The 19,455-nt window shown below is 61.1% G+C and carries 17 protein-coding genes; 1 reads left to right on the forward strand and 16 read right to left on the reverse strand.

The features are described from left to right. Positions 1–99: 99 nt before the first annotated feature. The 16 genes from ACYZT4_RS11380 to leuC all read right to left on the reverse strand — a co-directional run bounded on the left by ACYZT4_RS11380 (position 100) and on the right by leuC (position 18,375). Positions 100–873 carry an SDR family oxidoreductase gene (locus ACYZT4_RS11380; protein WP_461987827.1) on the reverse strand — a complete coding sequence of 258 codons (774 nt, stop codon included), beginning with the start codon at positions 871–873 and terminating at the stop codon, positions 100–102. Continuing rightward, entirely contained in the window at positions 870–2,081 is a 1,212-nt protein-coding gene (locus ACYZT4_RS11385) for an O-succinylhomoserine sulfhydrylase (protein WP_461987828.1), read from the reverse strand. The genes ACYZT4_RS11380 and ACYZT4_RS11385 overlap by 4 nt, the downstream gene beginning before the upstream one ends. 64 nt (positions 2,082–2,145) lie before the next feature. Next, positions 2,146–3,651, reverse strand: a complete 1,506-nt coding sequence (gene purF / locus ACYZT4_RS11390; protein WP_461987830.1) for an amidophosphoribosyltransferase — start codon at positions 3,649–3,651, stop codon at positions 2,146–2,148. Between the two features lie 41 nt (positions 3,652–3,692). After that, positions 3,693–4,253 (reverse strand): CvpA family protein, encoded by a 561-nt coding sequence (locus ACYZT4_RS11395; protein ID WP_461987832.1) that lies wholly within the window; start codon positions 4,251–4,253, stop codon positions 3,693–3,695. A 99-nt stretch (positions 4,254–4,352) separates the two neighbouring features. Continuing rightward, the gene (locus ACYZT4_RS11400) at positions 4,353–5,003 is read right to left on the reverse strand and encodes an SPOR domain-containing protein (protein ID WP_461987833.1); all 651 of its coding nucleotides are present in this window, start codon (positions 5,001–5,003) and stop codon (positions 4,353–4,355) included. Continuing rightward, positions 4,987–6,294, reverse strand: coding sequence for a bifunctional tetrahydrofolate synthase/dihydrofolate synthase (gene folC / locus ACYZT4_RS11405; protein WP_461987834.1), 1,308 nt, complete (start codon positions 6,292–6,294; stop codon positions 4,987–4,989). The genes ACYZT4_RS11400 and folC overlap by 17 nt, the downstream gene beginning before the upstream one ends. Then, positions 6,291–7,211 carry an acetyl-CoA carboxylase, carboxyltransferase subunit beta gene (gene accD / locus ACYZT4_RS11410; RefSeq protein WP_461987836.1) on the reverse strand — a complete coding sequence of 307 codons (921 nt, stop codon included), beginning with the start codon at positions 7,209–7,211 and terminating at the stop codon, positions 6,291–6,293. Before accD ends, folC begins: the two co-directional genes overlap by 4 nt. Positions 7,212–7,388: 177 nt before the next feature. After that, positions 7,389–8,012 carry a phosphoribosylanthranilate isomerase gene (locus ACYZT4_RS11415; protein ID WP_461987838.1) on the reverse strand — a complete coding sequence of 208 codons (624 nt, stop codon included), beginning with the start codon at positions 8,010–8,012 and terminating at the stop codon, positions 7,389–7,391. Between the two features lie 63 nt (positions 8,013–8,075). Beyond that, positions 8,076–8,930 carry a tRNA pseudouridine(38-40) synthase TruA gene (gene truA / locus ACYZT4_RS11420; RefSeq protein ID WP_461987840.1) on the reverse strand — a complete coding sequence of 285 codons (855 nt, stop codon included), beginning with the start codon at positions 8,928–8,930 and terminating at the stop codon, positions 8,076–8,078. Between the two features lie 158 nt (positions 8,931–9,088). Then, positions 9,089–11,713, reverse strand: coding sequence for a FimV/HubP family polar landmark protein (locus ACYZT4_RS11425; RefSeq protein ID WP_461987842.1), 2,625 nt, complete (start codon positions 11,711–11,713; stop codon positions 9,089–9,091). 207 nt (positions 11,714–11,920) lie between these two features. Beyond that, positions 11,921–12,931: an aspartate-semialdehyde dehydrogenase gene (locus ACYZT4_RS11430; RefSeq protein ID WP_461987843.1), complete on the reverse strand. Its 1,011-nt coding sequence runs from the start codon at positions 12,929–12,931 to the stop codon at positions 11,921–11,923. A gap of 137 nt (positions 12,932–13,068) precedes the next feature. Continuing rightward, positions 13,069–14,181 (reverse strand): aspartate-semialdehyde dehydrogenase, encoded by a 1,113-nt coding sequence (gene asd, locus ACYZT4_RS11435; RefSeq protein ID WP_461987845.1) that lies wholly within the window; start codon positions 14,179–14,181, stop codon positions 13,069–13,071. Between the two features lie 68 nt (positions 14,182–14,249). Next, entirely contained in the window at positions 14,250–15,332 is a 1,083-nt protein-coding gene (gene leuB, locus ACYZT4_RS11440; RefSeq protein WP_461987847.1) for a 3-isopropylmalate dehydrogenase, read from the reverse strand. A gap of 65 nt (positions 15,333–15,397) precedes the next feature. Further along, complete coding sequence (locus ACYZT4_RS11445) at positions 15,398–16,165, reverse strand: class I SAM-dependent methyltransferase (RefSeq protein WP_461987849.1); 768 nt, start codon at positions 16,163–16,165, stop codon at positions 15,398–15,400. Positions 16,166–16,301: 136 nt separating this feature from the next. Further along, a complete protein-coding gene (gene leuD, locus ACYZT4_RS11450; protein ID WP_461987850.1) occupies positions 16,302–16,946 on the reverse strand; it encodes a 3-isopropylmalate dehydratase small subunit in 645 nt (214 codons plus the stop codon). 10 nt (positions 16,947–16,956) lie between these two features. Next, positions 16,957–18,375: a 3-isopropylmalate dehydratase large subunit gene (gene leuC, locus ACYZT4_RS11455; protein ID WP_461987852.1), complete on the reverse strand. Its 1,419-nt coding sequence runs from the start codon at positions 18,373–18,375 to the stop codon at positions 16,957–16,959. A gap of 143 nt (positions 18,376–18,518) precedes the next feature. Here leuC and ACYZT4_RS11460 point away from each other — a divergent pair, with 143 nt between their 5' ends. Continuing rightward, entirely contained in the window at positions 18,519–19,409 is an 891-nt protein-coding gene (locus tag ACYZT4_RS11460) for a LysR family transcriptional regulator (RefSeq protein WP_461987854.1), read from the forward strand. Positions 19,410–19,455 lie beyond the last annotated feature (46 nt).

The following is a 19,455-nucleotide window of genomic DNA, read 5'->3' on the forward strand; positions in this document are numbered from 1 at the left end:
CAGCTTCAAGTCGCAAGCTTCAAGCCGCAAGCAAAAGCAGAATTGCGTACTCAGCGCCGCCGACGCCTGCCTCTACTTGAAAACTGTCCCTTGCCGCTTCTACGCGTAGACCATCTTCTTGGTCATCCCGCCATCGACCACAAACTCCTGGCCCGTGACAAAACCTGCATTCTTCGACAGCAGCCAGGCAACCATCGCCGCCACGTCTTCGACCGTCCCGACCCTGCCCGCCGGATGCTGCGCATGGTCGGCATCGGTCAGGGGTTCGGCGCGTCGCACCACAGGGTCTCGCGCATCGATCCAGCCAGGGCTGACGGCATTAACGCGGATTTCCGGGCCGAGGCTGATCGCCAGCGCGTGAGTCAGGGCCAGCAAGCCGCCCTTGCTGGCCGCGTACGCCTCAGTATCAGGTTCCGACTGCCCGGCGCGGGTCGAGGCCAGGTTGACGATCGCGCCGCTGTGAGCGCGCAGGTACGGCGCGCAGTGCTTGGCCAATAGCATTGGCCCGCTGAGGTTCACCGCCAGCACCCGGTTCCAATACGCCAGATCGAGGCTTTCCAGGGTGATGTTGTGCGGATCGGTCACCGCAGCGTTGCACACCAGTGCATCCAGGCGCCCGAACTGCCCCAGCACCTCGGCGACGCCCAGCGCCACCTGCCCCTCGTTCGAGACATCCATGGTGATGAACCAGGCATTGGCGCCCAGCACTTTCGCCACTTTCGACCCTCGCACCCGATCCAGGTCCGTCAACACCACCTGCCAGCCTTCAGCGATCAACCAGGCGGCGATTCCCAGTCCAATGCCTCGCGCCGCGCCGGTCACCAGCGCAACGCGGCCATTGGAGCCAGTCGTCGACGTGGACAACTCGATCACAAGGCCGCCAACCCACGCGCCAGATCGGCTTGCAGGTCGGCCACGTCCTCCAGACCGACCGCGATGCGAATCAGGCTGTCACGAATACCCGCCGCTTCACGTTCCTGTGGCGCCAGACGGCCGTGGGAGGTGGTGCTCGGGTGGGTGATGGTGGTCTTGCTATCGCCGAGGTTAGCGGTGATCGAAATCAGACGGGTCGCATCGATAAAGCGCCAGGCGCCCTCTTTGCCACCCTTGACCTCAAAACTCACCACGGCACCGAAACCCTTCTGCTGGCGCTGTGCCAACGCGTGCTGCGGGTGGCTTTTCAGGCCGGCGTAATGGACTTTCTCTATGCCGTCCTGCTGCTCCAGCCACTCGGCCAGTTGCTGCGCATTGGCGCAGTGCGCCTTCATGCGCAGGCTCAGCGTTTCCAGGCCTTTGAGGAAAATCCAGGCGTTGAACGGGCTCAGGGTCGGCCCGGCGGTGCGCAGGAAACCGACGATTTCTTTCATCTGTTCGCTGCGGCCAGCCACGACGCCGCCCATGCAACGACCCTGACCGTCGATGAACTTGGTCGCCGAGTGCACGACGATGTCCGCGCCCATCTTCAGCGGCTGCTGCAATGCCGGTGTGCAAAAGCAGTTATCGACCACCAGCATCGCGCCTTTGGCGTTTGCGATTTTCGACAATTCGGCAATGTCCACCAGCTCGGCCAACGGATTGGATGGCGACTCGACGAACAGCAATTTGGTGGTGGGCTTGATGGCCGCGTCCCAGCCGGACAAGTCCGCCAGAGGCACGTAATCGACTTCGATGCCGAAGCGCTTGAAGTATTTTTCGAACAGGCTGATGGTCGAACCGAACACGCTGCGCGAAACCAGCACATGGTCGCCAGCGCTGCACAGGCTCATCACCACCGCGAGGATCGCGGCCATGCCGGTCGCGGTCGCCACGGCTTGCTCGGCGCCTTCCAGCGCGGCAATGCGCTCTTCGAACGCGCGCACGGTCGGGTTGGTGTAACGCGAGTAAACGTTGCCCGGCACTTCCCCGGCAAACCGCGCGGCCGCGTCGGCGGCGGTACGGAACACGTAGCTGGAGGTGAAGAACATCGGATCACCGTGTTCGCCTTCCGGCGTGCGGTGCTGACCGGCGCGTACGGCCAGGGTATCGAACGCTACGCCTTCGAGGTCGCTGTCCAGCCGACCGGCATCCCAATCCTGACTCATGCTGTCACTCCTTGCCTTGCTCTTTCAGTAGATACAAAACCGGCCCCTCAGGGCCGGTAGTTACTCAGTTGTTGTACAGATCAATGATCGCGCTGACTGCCTGCGTCTTGACCTTGGAGGCATCGTTACGTGCCTGCTCGATCTTGTTCAGGTAAGCCTCGTCGACGTCGCCGGTGACGTACTGGCCGTCGAACACCGCGCAATCGAACTTGTCGATCTTGATCTTGCCGCCACCGACCGCTTCGATCAAGTCAGGAAGGTCCTGATAGATCAACCAGTCAGCACCGATCAGATCCGCCACGTCCTGGGTCGAACGGTTGTGGGCGATCAGTTCGTGCGCGCTCGGCATGTCGATGCCGTAGACGTTCGGGTAGCGAACGGCCGGGGCTGCGGAGCAGAAGTAGACATTTTTGGCGCCGGCTTCACGGGCCATCTGGATGATCTGCTTGCAGGTGGTGCCGCGAACGATCGAGTCGTCCACCAGCATCACGTTCTTGCCGCGGAATTCCAGTTCGATGGCGTTGAGCTTCTGGCGTACGGATTTTTTCCGCGCGGCCTGGCCCGGCATGATGAAGGTCCGGCCGATATAGCGGTTCTTCACGAAGCCTTCGCGGAACTTGACGCCCAAGTGGTTCGCCAGTTCCAGGGCCGCGGTGCGGCTGGTGTCCGGAATCGGGATGACCACGTCGATGTCATGTTCCGGGCGTTCGCGCAGGATCTTCTCGGCCAGCTTCTCGCCCATGCGCAGACGGGCCTTATAGACCGACACGCCATCGATGATCGAGTCCGGACGCGCCAGGTAGACGTGTTCGAAGATGCACGGGGTCAGGGACGGGTTGATCGCGCACTGACGGGTGTGCAGCTTGCCGTCTTCGGTGATGTAGACCGCTTCGCCTGGTGCCAGGTCGCGAATCAGGGTGAAGCCGAGCACGTCCAGGGAAACGCTTTCGGAGGCGATCATGTACTCCACGCCTTCGTCGGTGTGACGCTGGCCGAAGACGATCGGGCGAATCCCGTGCGGGTCGCGGAAACCGACGATGCCGTAACCGGTCACCATCGCCACCACGGCGTAACCACCGACGCAACGGTTGTGCACGTCAGTCACGGCGGCAAACACGTCTTCTTCGGTTGGCTGCAACTTGCCGCGCTGGGCCAATTCGTGCGCGAACACGTTGAGCAGCACTTCCGAATCGGAGTTGGTGTTGACGTGGCGCAGGTCAGATTCGTAAATTTCCTTGGCCAGCTGTTCAACGTTGGTCAGATTACCGTTGTGCGCCAACGTGATGCCGTAAGGCGAGTTGACGTAAAACGGTTGAGCTTCGGCCGAGGTCGAGCTGCCAGCGGTCGGATAACGCACATGGCCAATGCCCATGTGACCGACCAGGCGCTGCATGTGACGCTGATGGAACACGTCACGCACCAAACCATTGTCCTTGCGCAGGAATAACCGGCCGTCATGGCTGGTCACGATACCGGCAGCGTCCTGGCCGCGGTGCTGGAGGACGGTTAGCGCGTCATACAGCGCCTGATTGACGTTCGACTTACCGACGATACCGACGATGCCACACATGCGACGCAACCCCTACTTAATGGATCTGGACTGAACACAACTCACTGAGGCGTTTTGGCCATCGGCAAGAGGTGCTCCTTGAACGGTATATCAGCGGGTACGCTGATACCGCTGGCAAGCCACTGACTGCTCCACCCAAGGATCAGGTTTTTGGACCAGTCTGCGACCAATAGAAATTTGGGTACGAGTTGCGACTGCTGCCACCACCCGTCCTGCTGTACCGGCCCCAGGCTCAATAGCCCGACCGCCACGACCACCAGCAACACGCCCCGCGCGGCGCCGAAGGCCATGCCAAGAAATCGGTCGGTCCCGGACAACCCGGTGACGCGAACCAATTCGCCGATAAGATAATTGACCATTGCGCCTACGATCAGCGTGGCGACAAACATGATTGCGCAGCCCGCGATCACGCGAGCCGAAGGTGTTTCGATGTATCCGGCGAGGTACTCGGACAATGCGCCACCGAACATCCAGGCAACGACTCCTGCGATGATCCAGGTCACCAGCGATAATGCTTCTTTGACGAAGCCGCGGCTCAGACTGATCAATGCGGAGATGGCGACGATTGCAACGATCGCCCAGTCAACCCAGGTAAATGGCACAGTGCAGCCTACAGACGGATAAGGCGGCGCATTTTAGCAGAGCCCATGCTTATCGGTAAGCTGCGATTGTCAGTGCATTTCAAATCGGGTCGATAGTGTTTAACCGCGCTCAGGCTGGAAGCGCACCACAAAACCCTTGAGGTTCTGCTGGCGGTTCAGTAAGTCACGCAAGCGATCGGCTTCTGCCCGCTCGATCAGTGGCCCGACGAACACCCGATTCTTGCCGTCGGCCGTGCGAATGTAGGCGTTGTAGCCTTGGCTGCGCAGGGTTTTCTGCAGGTTTTCTGCACCGGCACGACTCGCCAGGCTGGCCAGTTGCACCGACCAGCTGACTGACAGGCCATTGGCATCGATGCGGCTTTGAGTGGTGTCCGGCTTGCCCGGTGCAGCGGTAATCGGCTGGCTCGGTGCAGTCGTCGGTTTGTTGACCGGAGGCGGTGTGACCGGTTTCGCGGCAGGCGCAGGTGCCGGCGCTACAGGTGCTACCGGCATCGATGGCTCTTCCTGCTGGGCGATGTCGTCATCACTCGGCACAGGCTCTTGCGGCAAAGCTTGCGGCTCAGGCACCACCACCGATTCGACCTGCACAGGCGGCACCGAAGGCGCCTGAGGAGCAGCGGGTGCTTCGACCGTGACCTGACGCTGCTCATCCTGACGGGAAAACAGCATCGGCAGGAAAATCACCGCCAACGCCACCAGCACCAGGGCGCCGACCATGCGCTGTTTGTAAGCTTTATCCAGCAATGCCATTTGCCGCGTCCTCCGTGGAGCGCCGGGCCAGCCATTCAAGGGCCTCGGCGACACAATAAAATGATCCGAACAACAAAATCTCGTCGTCGCTCGTCGCTTGCGCGCACTGCCCTTCCAAGGCAGCGGCGACGCTGTCATAGGACGTTACCAACGCGCCAAGGTTCTGCAACGCCCCGTGTAAATCGGCAACCGGTCTCGCCCGCGGCGAATCCAGCGGCGCAACCGCCCAGTGCTGGACACTAGCATTCAACTCGCCGACGACACCATCCAGATCCTTGTCCGCCAGCAGCCCGAACACCGCCAGACGCTTGCCGGCCGGCGGCCGACTGGCCAGACGACGGGCCAGGTATTCGGCGGCGTGAGGGTTGTGCCCCACGTCCAGCAATAGGTTCAGGCGTTTTCCCTGCCAGTCGAATTGACGGCGATCGAGTCGACCAACCACCCGAGTGACCTTCAGCGCATCCATAATTTGCGCGTCGACCCAAGGCAAACCAAGCAGCAGATAAGCCTGCAACGCCAGCGCGGCGTTTTCCATCGGCAGATCGAGCAACGGCAATCCGTGTAGCTCAACCCCCTGCCCTTGAGCGTCGAGCCCGCGCCATTGCCAATTGTGCTCGGTCACACCAAGGTCAAAATCGCGCCCCCGCAGGAAAAACGGGCACGCCAGTTCGCGCGCCTTGTCCAGCAGCGGTTGGGGCGGATTCAGATCGCCACAGAGCGCGGGCGCGCCCTGGCGGAAGATGCCGGCCTTTTCGTACGCCACGGATTCACGGGTGTCGCCCAGGTAATCCGCGTGATCAACGCCGATGCTGGTTACCAGCGCCATGTCGGCATCCACCACGTTAACCGTATCCAGACGCCCGCCCAGGCCGACTTCAAGCACCACCGCGTCAAGCGCTGACCGTTGAAACAGCCAGAACGCCGCCAGAGTGCCCATCTCGAAATACGTCAGGGAAATCTCGCCACGCCCAGCCTCGACCGCAGCGAAGGCTTCGCACAGCTCGGCGTCGGTCGCTTCGACGCCGTTGACCTGCACCCGCTCGTTGTAACGCAGCAAATGCGGAGAGTTGTAGACACCGACTTTCAAGCCCTGCGCTCGCAGCAATGAAGCCACGAATGCGCAGGTAGAACCCTTGCCGTTGGTGCCAGTGACCGTGATCACCCGAGGCGCCGGCTTGCCCAGTCCCATGCGGGACGCTACCCGTTGCGAGCGCTCAAGGCCCATGTCGATGGCCGAAGGGTGCAAATGCTCGAGGTAGGCGAGCCACTCGCCAAGGGTGCGTTGGGTCATATGTTTGCAGGCACCGGCGGAACCACGATCGGCTCGATAGGCGCGGCGACGAATTTCGGCGTCGGCTTGCCGGTCAGTTGCGCCAGCAGGTTGCCCAGACGCGGACGCAGTTCCTGACGGTGGATGATCAGGTCGATCGCACCGTGCTCCAGGAGGAACTCGCTGCGCTGGAAACCTTCCGGCAGTTTTTCACGAACGGTCTGTTCGATAACGCGTGGACCGGCGAAGCCGATCAGGGCTTTCGGCTCGCCGACAATCACGTCGCCGAGCATTGCCAAACTGGCCGAAACGCCGCCGTAGACCGGGTCTGTCAGCACCGAGATGAACGGGATGCCTTCTTCACGCAGACGCGCCAGCACCGCAGAGGTCTTGGCCATTTGCATCAGGGAAATCAGGGCTTCCTGCATCCGCGCGCCACCGGAAGCAGCGAAGCAGATCATCGGACAGTTGTTTTCCAGGGCGTAGTTGGCGGCGCGAACAAAGCGCTCACCAACGATGGCGCCCATGGAACCGCCCATGAAGGAGAATTCAAAGGCCGAAACCACCACTGGCATGCCCAGCAAGGTGCCGCTCATGGAAATCAGTGCGTCTTTTTCGCCCGTCGCCTTTTGCGCTGCGACCAGGCGATCCTTGTACTTCTTGCCGTCGCGGAATTTCAGACGGTCAACCGGCTCCAGGTCCGCGCCCAGCTCGTTGCGGCCTTCGGCGTCGAGGAAAATGTCGATACGGGCGCGCGCGCCGATACGCATGTGGTGGTTGCACTTGGGGCAAACGTCCAGGGTCTTTTCCAGCTCCGGACGGTACAGCACAGCCTCGCAAGACGGGCATTTGTGCCACAGGCCTTCAGGCACCGAGCTCTTCTTGACCTCGGAACGCATGATCGAAGGGATCAGTTTGTCTACTAACCAGTTGCTCATGCTTTCTTTCTCCAGTACCGGCGGCCCGAACGCTCTGGTTCGCAGCCCCGCGTATGCCCTTGAGCTAAATTCATGTGTGTGGCGATGATCGATGAGATGCCGGATCAGCTGAACATGACCTGCGTACACCCCAAAAATCCTCAGCCATGCCTGTGGACGGCGGCAGTGTGCCAGCCGTCACATCGATGCGCGTACCGCGTTAATGAATGCCTGAATCTTTGCGTGATCCTTGATGCCCTTGCTCGCCTCCACCCCACCGCTGACATCCACTGCATAAGGTCGAACCCGCGTAATCGCCTGGGCAACGTTGTCCGGCGTCAAACCACCCGCGAGGATGATCGGCTTGCTCAAGCCTTGCGGTATCAGAGACCAGTCGAACGCTTCGCCGGTTCCGCCGGGCACACCCTCGACGTAGGCGTCGAGCAGGATACCGCTGGCGCTCGGGAATGCATCGCAGGCGGCCGCAATGTCGTCGCCAGCCTTGACCCGCAACGCCTTGATGTACGGTCGATGCCAGCCTTCGCAGTCTGCCGCGGCTTCATCGCCATGGAACTGCAACAGGTCGAGCGGCACGGCATCGAGCAGTTCACCCAACTCGCAGCGGCTGGCGTTGACGAACAAACCCACGGTGGTCACGAAAGGTGGCAGCGCCTTGATGATGTCGCGCGCCTGCTGGAACGTCACGGCCCGCGGGCTCTTGGCGTAGAACACAAACCCGATGGCATCCGCCCCGGCCTCGACTGCCGCCAACGCATCTTCTAAGCGGGTAATCCCGCAAATCTTGCTGCGAACGGCCGACATGTCGATAAAACCTCAGGGCAAATCCGGGAAAGTCCCGGATGGTAACAAATGCGTTCGAGGGCGTCAGCCGTCAAGTTCGGTGAAACCGGTCAGGAAGTGTGGGCCAATGTAACGCTCGGGCAATTCGAACTCGTCGCGGTACTCGACCTGCACCAGATACAGGCCGAACGGATGCGCCGTCACCCCGCCTGAACGACGAATCCGGCTCTCCAGCACTTCTTTCATCCATTCCACCGGACGCTCGCCGGTACCGATGGTCATCAGCACACCGGCAATGTTGCGCACCATGTGATGCAGGAAGGCACTGGCACGGATATCCAGCACGATCATTTTGCCGTGCCGTGTGACCCGCAGGTGATGCAATTCCTTGATCGGCGACTTGGCCTGGCACTGACCGGCGCGAAAAGCACTGAAGTCATGGGTGCCGACCAAATATTGAGCGGCCTCGGCCATGCGCTCGACGTCGAGCGGACGGTGATTCCAGGTGATTTCTTCGTTGAGGTGCGCCGGGCGGATCTGATCGTTGTAGATCACGTAACGATAGCGCCGGGCGATGGCCTTGAATCGCGCGTGAAAATGCGCCGGCATGACCTTGGCCCAACTGACGCTGACGTCATGGGGCAAGTTGATGTTGGCGCCCATGACCCAGGCTTTCATCGAGCGCTCGACCTGCGTGTCGAAATGCACCACCTGACCGCACGCATGCACGCCGGCGTCCGTGCGCCCGGCGCAGAGCAGTGACACCGGGGCGTCGGCGACTTTGGACAGGGCATTTTCCAGGGTTTCCTGCACCGTGAGCACGCCGGATGCCTGACGCTGCCAGCCGCGATAGCGCGAGCCTTTATATTCAACGCCCAAGGCGATGCGGAAAAAACCGTCGGGGACCCTTTCGGCGGCCGGGTTATCTATATTTGCCAAGGAGTGAAAGCCTGCTGATGTGCGCAAAGGCGGGCATTATAAGGCCGTCGTAACCGGACGCCAGTGGCACGTGGTGTCCATGCGCGAATCCATGCGCCATTCTCATAAAAAAAGGCAGCCTCGATGGCTGCCGTTTTTGTTTATGCCCTACCAGTCATTCAAGCCAGACGCGAAAGCATTTCCTTGGCTTCAGTCTTCTGGCCGGCATCACCTTCAGTCACCACCTCATTGAGAATGTCCCGCGCGCCCGCGGCGTCTCCCATGTCGATGTAAGCCTGGGCCAGGTCGAGCTTGGTGGCCACTTCGTCGGTACCAGAGAGGAAGTCGAAATCAGGCTCGTCAGCAGCGGAGGCCATGGCGTCTTCTGCGGTGAACGTCGGCTCGCCAATGCCCTGGGACATACGATCCAGCTCGGCGTTGACGTCATCCAGTTCCGCCGAGAAGGCATCCGGCGCATCCATTTCTTCGGCCAACGACAGATCGAAATCAGCCGGAAGCTCCAGTTCATCCGGCGTTACCGTCGGTGCGGCAGCGGAAGGCAGGCCCTTGGCGTCGTCATCCAGGTTCAGCAGGAAATCGTCGTCAGCCGGCGTAGCCGTGGAAGGACCGGCGCCGAGGTCCATGTCCAGATCGAAATCCGACAGGTCATCGAGGTTCTCCTTAATCTCGGTCTGCTGCGCCAGCACCGACTCGAAGCTCAGGTCGTCATCCAGTGGAAACTCTTCCAGCTCAGACAGATCCTCTGCCACCGGCTCAGGCGCCACTACGGCGGGTGATGTCGATTCCAGGTCATCCAGGCTCAGGTCGAAGTCGCTGTCGAAGTCGTCGTCCGGTGCTGCTGCCGGCGTTTCGGGTTCGTCCAGCAACAGGTCCTTGACGTATTGCGCGTCCAGCTCGGCAGCAATGGCCGCTGCGGCGAGGCCACCGGCGGCAACCACAGCCATCGTCGGAAAGCGGCTTTTCAGCTCTTCGACGCGGGCGAAGTTTTCACCGTTGGCCACCAACTGACGCTCCTGACCGACGAATGCATCGCGGTCGCCCTGCTGGCCGTAGACTTCCATCAACTTCAGGCGCAAGTCGCTGCGCTGAGGCTCTTGCTTGATGCCGTCTTCCAGCAACGCGGCCGCCTGATTCAGGCGACCGGCGGCGATGTGCGATTGCGCCTTGCTCAGCACGTCGTCGTCGCGCTCAGCGGCCGGCGACACCAATGGCGCGGCGATCGGCGGCATGACCACCACAGGTGCAATCACTGGAGCCGGAGCGGGTGCCGGGGTCGGTGCTGGCGCAGGGGCGGTCGCGAGGTGCACGCTCGGCGGCGGAACTTCCAGCCCTTCGAAGCTGCTGTCTGGCAAGTCCTGTTCAGCGGAGAATTCCTGGTCCTCGGACAAGGCCCGAGCCATGCGCAGGTGTTTCTCGGCTTCCTGCTGGGCTTTGCGGCGACGGGCCAGTAGCAACAGCAACAGCAGAAGAACGATCACGCCGCCGCCAACCAGACCCAGCAGCAGCGGATTGGTCAGCAACTCGTTGAATTTTTGATCGTCGGACGCGGCAGGCTTCGGCTCCACAGGCGTTTCGGCCGGGGCCGGCACTGCTTCTGGAGCAGTCGCTGCCGGGGCTGGCGTTACCGGCGCAGCTTCGACAGGCACTGCTTCGACCGGCGCCGGCGCTGGGCTTGGCGTCAGTTCGGCGGAAATGACCGGAGCAGTCGCCACGGCAGCAGCCGGAGCCGCCGCCGCGCCATCGGCCTGCAACTTGGCCAGTTGATTGTTCTTCAGTTCGATCAGGCGTTGCAGCTTGTCCATCTGACTTTGCAGATCGGACATGCGGCTTTTTAATTCTTCGTTGCCACGGCGGGTGGTATCGAGGCTTTCCTGAACCAGGGCCAGCTTGTTCTTCGCATCGCCTTTGGCACCTTTGCCGGCCTTGCCGGACTCGGCGGAAACCAGGCTCAGATTATCCTTGGCAGGCTGCGCAGGAGCGACTTCAGCGCGAGGGCGCTTGGTGGCATCGAGTTGTTGCTGCCCGGTGCCGGGCTTCGCAACATAACGACGACCCTGGCGCCACGCGGTGTTCTGCGCAGCGACTTCAGCGACGGCCTTGGGTTGCGGCACGCTGGCGGTCTGGGTCTGATCCGGCAGGCGCAGGACCTGTCCGGTTTTCAGCAAGTTGATGTTGCCGTTGATGAACGCATCCGGGTTCAGCGCCTGGATCGCCAGCATGGTTTGCTGAATCGAACCGCCATTGCGCGCCTTCGCGGCAATTTCCCACAGGGTATCGCGTGGCGTGGTGGTGTATTGATTCGGCTTGGTGGCGCCGGTGACCGGTGCGGCGACGGTTTGCGTCGGCGCCGGTTGCGCAGCCGCTTCAGCGGTTTGCGGAGAGAATTTGGACGGATCGAGCAGCACGCTGTAGTCGCGCAGCAGGCGACCGTTAGGCCACATCACCTGAACCAGGAATTTCACCATCGGTTCGGACAGCGGCTTGCTGGAAGTCACACGCAAGACGCTCTTGCCACTGGCGTTGAGCACCGGGGTAAAGCTCAGGTCGTTGAGAAACGCCTGGCGGTCGACACCGGCCTTGGCGAAATCGTCGGGCGAAGCCAGGCTCGGCACCACCTCGGCAGCGGTGAGGTCCTTGACGTCGAGCAACTCGATTTCCGCCACCAGCGGCTGGTTCAGGGACGACTTCAGGGTCAATTCCCCAAGCCCGAGCGCATGCGCCATACCGGAGGACAGCGCTGAGGCGGCCGCTATTGCTAACACCAGTTTGCGAACTTGAACCATAGCCTCATCCTTTGTTTGAACATTCCTCGGCCAGCGAGAAGGTGTTGATAGTCGCTGCCGTAAGGCATTGCGCGCGGCGGCGAAGAGTCGTCGCGCGCGATCATTTCTGTCATGCCCCGGAAAGCCTCGCAGGGTGGCTCGCCTTAAGCAATCTGGCCAAGCATAGCGCTCGGCTGGAATCATTCTGCAAATTGTTGCAAGTATCTTTTACAGCAGGTCTTTTATCAACAATTCGGCCACCTGCACAGCATTGAGCGCCGCGCCCTTGCGTACGTTATCTGACGTCAGCCACAAATTAAGTTCCGACGGGTCGTCGATTCCGGCCCGCACACGACCGACGTAAACCACATCCTGCCCTACCGCATCGCCGACCGGCGTCGGGTAATCACCGGCTTCCACCCACTCGATGCCCGGAGCGTCTTCCAGCGCAGCGTTGACCTTGACCAGGTCCACGGCGCTTGCAGATTGCAGGGTCACGTTAAAGCTATCGCCAAAAAACACCGGGGCTTGAATGCAAGTGACGGAAATCTTTAACAAAGGCAACGCCATGACCTGGCGCAGTTCGCGCACCAGACGTTTTTCCAGCAGCGTATGGCCTTGATCATCTGGCTTGCCGACTTGAGCCAGCAAGTTGAACGCCATTTGCCGGTCAAAGAAAGTCGGTTCCAGTGGACGCACGTTGAGCAATTCGGCGGTCTGTCGGGCCAGTTCCTTGACGGCTTCCCGGCCCTGGGCAGAGACGGCCAGGCTGGCGGTCAGATTGATGCGCTGCAAATCGAGCAAACCGAGCAACGGCGCGAGCACCACGGCCAATGTGGTGGCCGACGGGCTGGGGCTGCTGACCTGGAACGGTTTTTTCAGACCGGCCAACACCTGGGCATTGGCTTCCGGAACCACTTGCGGGGCCTGATCGGCGGGCAAGGCACCAGACAGGTCGATCAGCGAGCAACCGGCGGCCGTGGCGCGCGAGGCGAAACTCAGGGTCACCGCCGGGCCGGCGGCAAAGAACACCAACTGCACTTTGCTGAAGTCGAATTCATCCACCTCGCGCACCCGCACGTTCTTGCCACGAAACGGCACCGAATGCCCGGCCGACTCGCTGCTGGCCAGCAAGTACAGGTTGCCGACCGGAAAATCACGCTCTTCGAGAATCTGCACCAGCGTTTCGCCGACAGTACCGGTGGCGCCGATCACAGCGATATCAAAGGACTGGCTCATGGTTCTACCTCAGGCGAAACGGGGGGAGCGGCACTTTACCGGGTGGGTGGCGTGCAGGCAATTTTCGCCGCCCGATGAAACCCATAAAAAAACCCGCGCCTCTCTCAAGGTGCGGGTTCCGTTATTACTTCAGTTAATCAACGCTCAAGCAGAATCCGCAACATGCGACGCAGCGGTTCGGCCGCGCCCCACAGCAGCTGGTCGCCGACGGTGAAGGCGCCGAGGTATTGAGTGCCCATGTTCAGCTTACGCAGACGGCCAACCGGTACGTTCAGGGTGCCGGTGACTTTCGTCGGGCTCAGTTCCTGAATGCTGATGTCGCGGTTGTTCGGCACCAGTTTGACCCAAGGGTTGTGCTGGCTGATCAGCCCTTCGATGTCGGCGATCGGCACGTCTTTGTTCAGCTTGATGGTCAGCGCCTGGCTGTGGCAACGCATGGCGCCAATGCGCACGCAGATACCGTCCACCGGGATCGGGCTCTTGAAACGACCAAGAATCTTGTTGGTCTCGGCCTGGGCCTTCCACTCTTCGCGGCTCTGGCCGTTCGGCAGTTCCTTGTCGATCCACGGGATCAAGCTGCCGGCCATTGGCACGCCGAAGTTCTCGGTCGGGTACGCATCGCTGCGCATGGCTTCGGCGACACGGCGGTCGATGTCGAGGATGGCGCTGGCCGGATCGGCCAGTTGATCGGCGACAGCGGCGTGGGTCGCGCCCATTTGCTTGATCAGTTCACGCATGTTCTGCGCGCCGGCACCGGAGGCCGCCTGATAGGTCATGGCGCTCATCCACTCGACCAGGCCGGCATCGAACAGACCGCCCAGGCCCATCAGCATCAGGCTGACGGTGCAGTTGCCGCCGATATAGTTCTTGGTGCCCGCGTCGAGCTGCTGGTCGATGACCTTGCGATTCACCGGGTCCAGCACGATCACTGCGTCATCCTGCATGCGCAGGCTGGATGCGGCGTCGATCCAGTAACCCTGCCAGCCGGCCTCGCGCAGTTTCGGGAAGACTTCGCTGGTGTAGTCGCCACCCTGGCAGGTCAGAATCACGTCGAGGGTTTTCAGCTCATCAATGCTGTAAGCGTCTTTGAGCGGAGCAATGTCCTTGCCCACAGACGGGCCTTGGCCACCGACATTGGAAGTGGTGAAAAACACCGGCTCGATAAGATCGAAATCCTGCTCTTCCAGCATCCGCTGCATGAGCACGGAACCGACCATACCGCGCCAACCGATCAGACCTACACGTTTCATCGCAACTACACCTTCTTGAAAAGTGGGCCGCTGCTTTCGAAGTTGAAAGTGGCAGCGGGCCCGAGAGATTACAGATTCCGCAGCGCGGCGACTACTGCGTCACCCATTTGCTGCGTACCGACTTTGGTGCAACCGGTCGACCAGATGTCGCCCGTGCGCAGGCCCTGATCCAGCACCAGGCTCACGGCTTTCTCGATGGCGTCCGCCGCCGCCGACTGATTGAAGGTGTAACGCAACATCATCGACACCGACAAAATGGTCGCCAAAGGATTGGCAATGCCTTTGCCTGCGATGTCCGGCGCCGAACCGTGGCACGGCTCGTACATGCCCTTGTTGTGGGTATCGAGGGATGCCGACGGCAGCATGCCGATGGAGCCGGTCAGCATCGACGCCTGATCGGAGAGGATGTCGCCAAACAGGTTGTCGGTGACGATCACGTCGAACTGCTTCGGCGCGCGCACCAGTTGCATGGCGGCGTTGTCGACGTACAGGTGGCTCAGCTCGACCTCAGGGTAATCCTTGGCCACTTCCTCGACGATTTCACGCCACAGCTGGCTGGACGCCAGAACGTTGGCCTTGTCCACCGAGCAAAGCTTCTTGCTGCGGACCATGGCCATGTCGAAACCGACGCGGGCGATACGGCGGATTTCGCTTTCGCTGTACGGCAGGGTGTCGTAGGCCTGACGCTCGCCGTTCTCCAGGACGCGGGTCCCACGCGGCGCGCCGAAGTAGATGCCGCCGGTCAGTTCGCGGACGATCAGGATGTCGAGGCCGGAAACGATGTCGGCTTTCAGGCTCGACGCCTCGGCCAGTTGCGGGTAAAGGATCGCCGGGCGCAGGTTGCCAAACAGGCCCAATTGCGCTCGGATTTTCAGCAAACCGCGCTCAGGACGGATGTCACGCTCGATGGTGTCCCATTTCGGGCCACCCACGGCGCCCAGCAGAACGGCGTCGGCGGCGCGGGCTCGCTCCAGGGTTTCGTCGGCCAGTGGCACGCCGTGTTTGTCGATGGCCGCGCCGCCGATCACGTCGTGGCTCAGTTCGAAGCCGAGGCTGTACTTGTCGTTGGCCAGTTCCAGCACCTTGACCGCTTCGGCCATGATTTCCGGACCGATACCGTCACCCGGGAGAATCAGAATCTGCTTGCTCATGCTTTCCTCATGTCATCAGTCGGTGCGTGCTCGGACGCACCCGGAAAAAGTCTATCGCTCGACGCTTATCGTTCGGCCATCACCACCAGCACATCGGTACTGAACGAACCATCGGCCTCAATCTCGAAATATTCGCGCACTTCGTTGCCCATCGATTGCTGCAACTCAAGAATCGCGGCGCGCATCACTTCTGGCGTGCGCATGCGTTCGACCCAGCTGTTGTACTCCAGACGCAGGCGTTGACGCGTGGTGCTACGGGTGTGCAACCCGGCCTCGCTGACCTGACGCAGCCACTCGCCGGCAGAATAATCACGCACGTGGCTGGTGTCGCGCAGCACTTCGACGCTTTGCAGGTACGTGTCGAACAACGGACTGCCCGGCGACAACACGTCAATGAACGCCGCCACGCCGCCCGGTTTCAGCACCCGACGCACTTCGCGCAAGGCCAGGCCGAGATCGCTCCAATGGTGCGCCGAATAACGGCTGAACACGAAGTCGAATTCGCCATCGGCGAACGGCAGGCGCTCAGCGGCACCCAAGACTGTGGATACGTTGCTCAGCCCACGATCAACGGCCGCACCGGCGACCACATCGAGCATTTGCTGGGACAGGTCGTAAGCCACCACTTCTTTGACCAGCGAGGCGACGTGAAAACTCACGTGGCCGGCGCCGCAACCGAGGTCGAGCACCCGGGCCTCGCCCTGCCCGGCCAGTTCCGCCTGTAGCAGCGCAAATTCGGTGCCTTGAGCGTGGACGGCGCTGCTCAGGTAGGCCGAAGCCTGTTCACCGAATTGCTTTTGTACGACCTGGCTGTGCTGGGCGGTGCGGGTCATGGGGACTTCCTTTTTGGGGTGAGTCTTGAAGTATCTGTTGGGGGCCTCATCGCTGGCAAGCCAGCTCCCACAGGTAGTGCGCTGTCCTTGTAGGAGCGGGCTTGCCAGCGATGGCGTCATCACAACTTGCGCAAATTTATGCGTCGCGAAACAACCAAGGCTGGCTCGCCCGGTGCTTGCTTTCAAATGCTGCAATCGCCTCGTGATCCATCAATGTCAGGCCAATATCGTCAAGGCCATTGACCAGGCAATGCTTGCGGAACTCGTCCAGCTCGAAGCGGTAGACCTTGCCGTCAGGGCGGGTCACGGTCTGGGCTTGCAGGTCTACCGTCAACTTGTAGCCAGGATTCGCCTCGACCTGCTGGAACAGCTCATCGACCTCGGCGTCGCTCAAGATGATCGGCAGCAAGCCGTTCTTGAAGCTGTTGTTGTAGAAGATGTCGGCATAGCTCGGCGCGATGATGCTGCGGAAACCGTACTCTTCCAGCGCCCACGGCGCGTGTTCACGGCTGGAGCCGCAACCGAAGTTTTCGCGGGCCAGCAACACGCTGGCGCCTTGATAACGCTCGGCGTTGAGCACGAAGTCCTTGTTCAGCGGACGCTTGGAGTTGTCCTGGTAGGCATAGCCCACGTCCAGGTAGCGCCATTCGTCAAACAGGTTCGGGCCAAAACCGGTGCGCTTGATCGACTTCAAGAACTGCTTCGGAATGATCTGGTCGGTGTCGACGTTGGCACGGTCCAAAGGCGCGACCAAACCGGTGTGTTGGGTAAAAGCTCTCATGTGCGGTTCCTCAGATCAGTTCGCGAACGTCGATGAAACGACCGTTGACGGCAGCCGCCGCGGCCATGGCCGGGCTGACCAGGTGCGTACGGCCACCGGCGCCCTGACGCCCTTCGAAGTTGCGGTTGGAGGTCGAGGCGCAATGTTCACCCGACTCCAAACGGTCCGGGTTCATTGCCAGGCACATCGAGCAGCCCGGTTCACGCCACTCGAAACCGGCCTCGAGGAAAATCTTGTCCAGGCCTTCGGCCTCGGCTTGCGCCTTCACCAGGCCCGAACCGGGCACGACGATGGCCTGCTTGATGGTCGAAGCGACTTTGCGGCCCTTGGCGATAACGGCAGCAGCGCGCAAATCTTCGATCCGCGAGTTGGTGCAGGAGCCAATGAACACACGATCGAGCTGAATATCGGTGATCGCCTGATTGGCGCTCAAGCCCATGTATTTCAAGGCACGTTCGATGGAACCGCGCTTGACCAGGTCCATCTCCTTCGCCGGGTCCGGCACGTTCTGATCAACCGCCAATACCATCTCGGGCGAAGTGCCCCAGCTGACTTGCGGTTTGATCTGGGTCGCGTCGAGTTCGACGATGGTGTCGAACCTGGCATCGTTGTCGGAAACCAGGTCCTTCCAGGCCTCGACTGCCAGGTCCCATTCCGCGCCTTTCGGAGCAAATGGACGGCCTTTCACGTACGCCACGGTTTTTTCGTCAGCGGCGACCAGCCCTACGCGAGCGCCAGCCTCGATGGACATGTTGCAGATGGTCATGCGGCCTTCGACGGACAAGTCGCGAATCGCACTGCCCGCGAACTCGATGGCGTGGCCGTTACCGCCGGCGGTGCCGATCTTGCCGATCACCGCGAGCACGATGTCCTTGGCGGTCACGCCGAACGGCAATGTGCCCTCGACCGACACCAGCATGTTCTTCATTTTCTTGGCAACCAGGCACTGCGTGGCGAACACGTGTTCGACTTCGGAAGTGCCGATGCCGTGGGCCAGGGCGCCGAATGCGCCGTGAGTCGAGGTGTGCGAGTCGCCGCAGACCACGGTCATGCCCGGCAAGGTGGCGCCCTGCTCCGGACCGATCACGTGCACGATGCCTTGACGCACGTCATTCATCTTGAATTCGGTGATGCCATATTCGTCGCAGTAGTCATCGAGGGTTTGAACCTGCAAACGCGAGACCTGGTCGGTGATCGCTTCGATGCCGCCCTTGCGATCCGGCGTGGTCGGCACGTTGTGGTCCGGGGTGGCGATGATCGAGTCGACGCGCCAAGGCTTGCGCCCGGCCAGACGCAGGCCTTCGAAAGCTTGGGGCGATGTCACTTCATGGATGATGTGGCGGTCGATATAGATCAGCGACGACCCATCGTCGCGCCGTTTCACTTCATGGGAATCCCAGAGCTTGTCGTAAAGCGTTTTGCCGGCCATCAGAAGGTCCTCATCAGCGTGTTTCTACCCGGGCTTTGAACAGTTCAATAACCCTTTGGCTTGTGAGGTCGATCCTAGGGGGTTACATTAAATAACTCAAATTCATATTTTTTATGCTTTGGATAACCAACTGGAATACTTGAATGGATCTGGCCAACCTCAATGCCTTTATTGCTATCGCCGAGACCGGAAGTTTCTCCGGTGCCGGGGAACGGCTGCACCTGACACAACCGGCCATCAGCAAACGCATCGCCGGGCTGGAGCAGCAATTGAACGTGCGATTGTTTGATCGCCTGGGCCGGGAAGTCGGCCTGACGGAAGCCGGTCGCGCCTTGCTGCCGCGGGCTTACCAGATTCTCAATGTGCTGGACGACACCCGCCGCGCGTTGACCAACCTGACCGGCGAAGTGACCGGTCGGCTGACCCTGGCCACCAGTCACCACATCGGCCTGCACCGATTGCCACCCTTATTAAGGGAGTTCACCCGCCGCTACCCACAAGTGGCGCTGGATATTCAGTTCCTCGATTCGGAAGTGGCCTACGAAGAAATTCTTCATGGCCGCGCTGAACTGGCGGTCATCACCCTGGCGCCGGAGCCCCACGCGCTGGTCAAGGCCACGCCGGTGTGGGACGACCCGCTGGATTTTGTAGTCGCCCCGGAGCATTCACTGGTCAACAACGGTGCGGTCAGCCTCGCCGACATTGCCCTGCACCCGGCCGTATTTCCTGGCGGCAACACCTTTACGCACCACATCGTCCATCGGCTGTTCGAAGCCCAGGGCTTGACGCCGAACATCGCCATGAGCACCAACTACCTGGAAACCATCAAGATGATGGTCTCGATCGGCCTGGCCTGGAGCGTGCTGCCGCGCACCATGCTCGACGGTCAAGTTGCGCGAATACCTTTGCCGGGCATACAACTCACTCGCCAGCTAGGCTATATCTTGCACACCGAACGGACGCTGTCGAACGCAGCACGGGCCTTCATGGCCTTGCTGGATGCACAACTCGATCTGCCAGGGACTCAAGGCTAACTTGTGCTACTCCTATAGAGCCGCGAATTCCTGTGCCTAACGCCCA

The sequence above is a fragment of the Pseudomonas sp. GB2N2 genome (genome assembly GCF_054897705.1).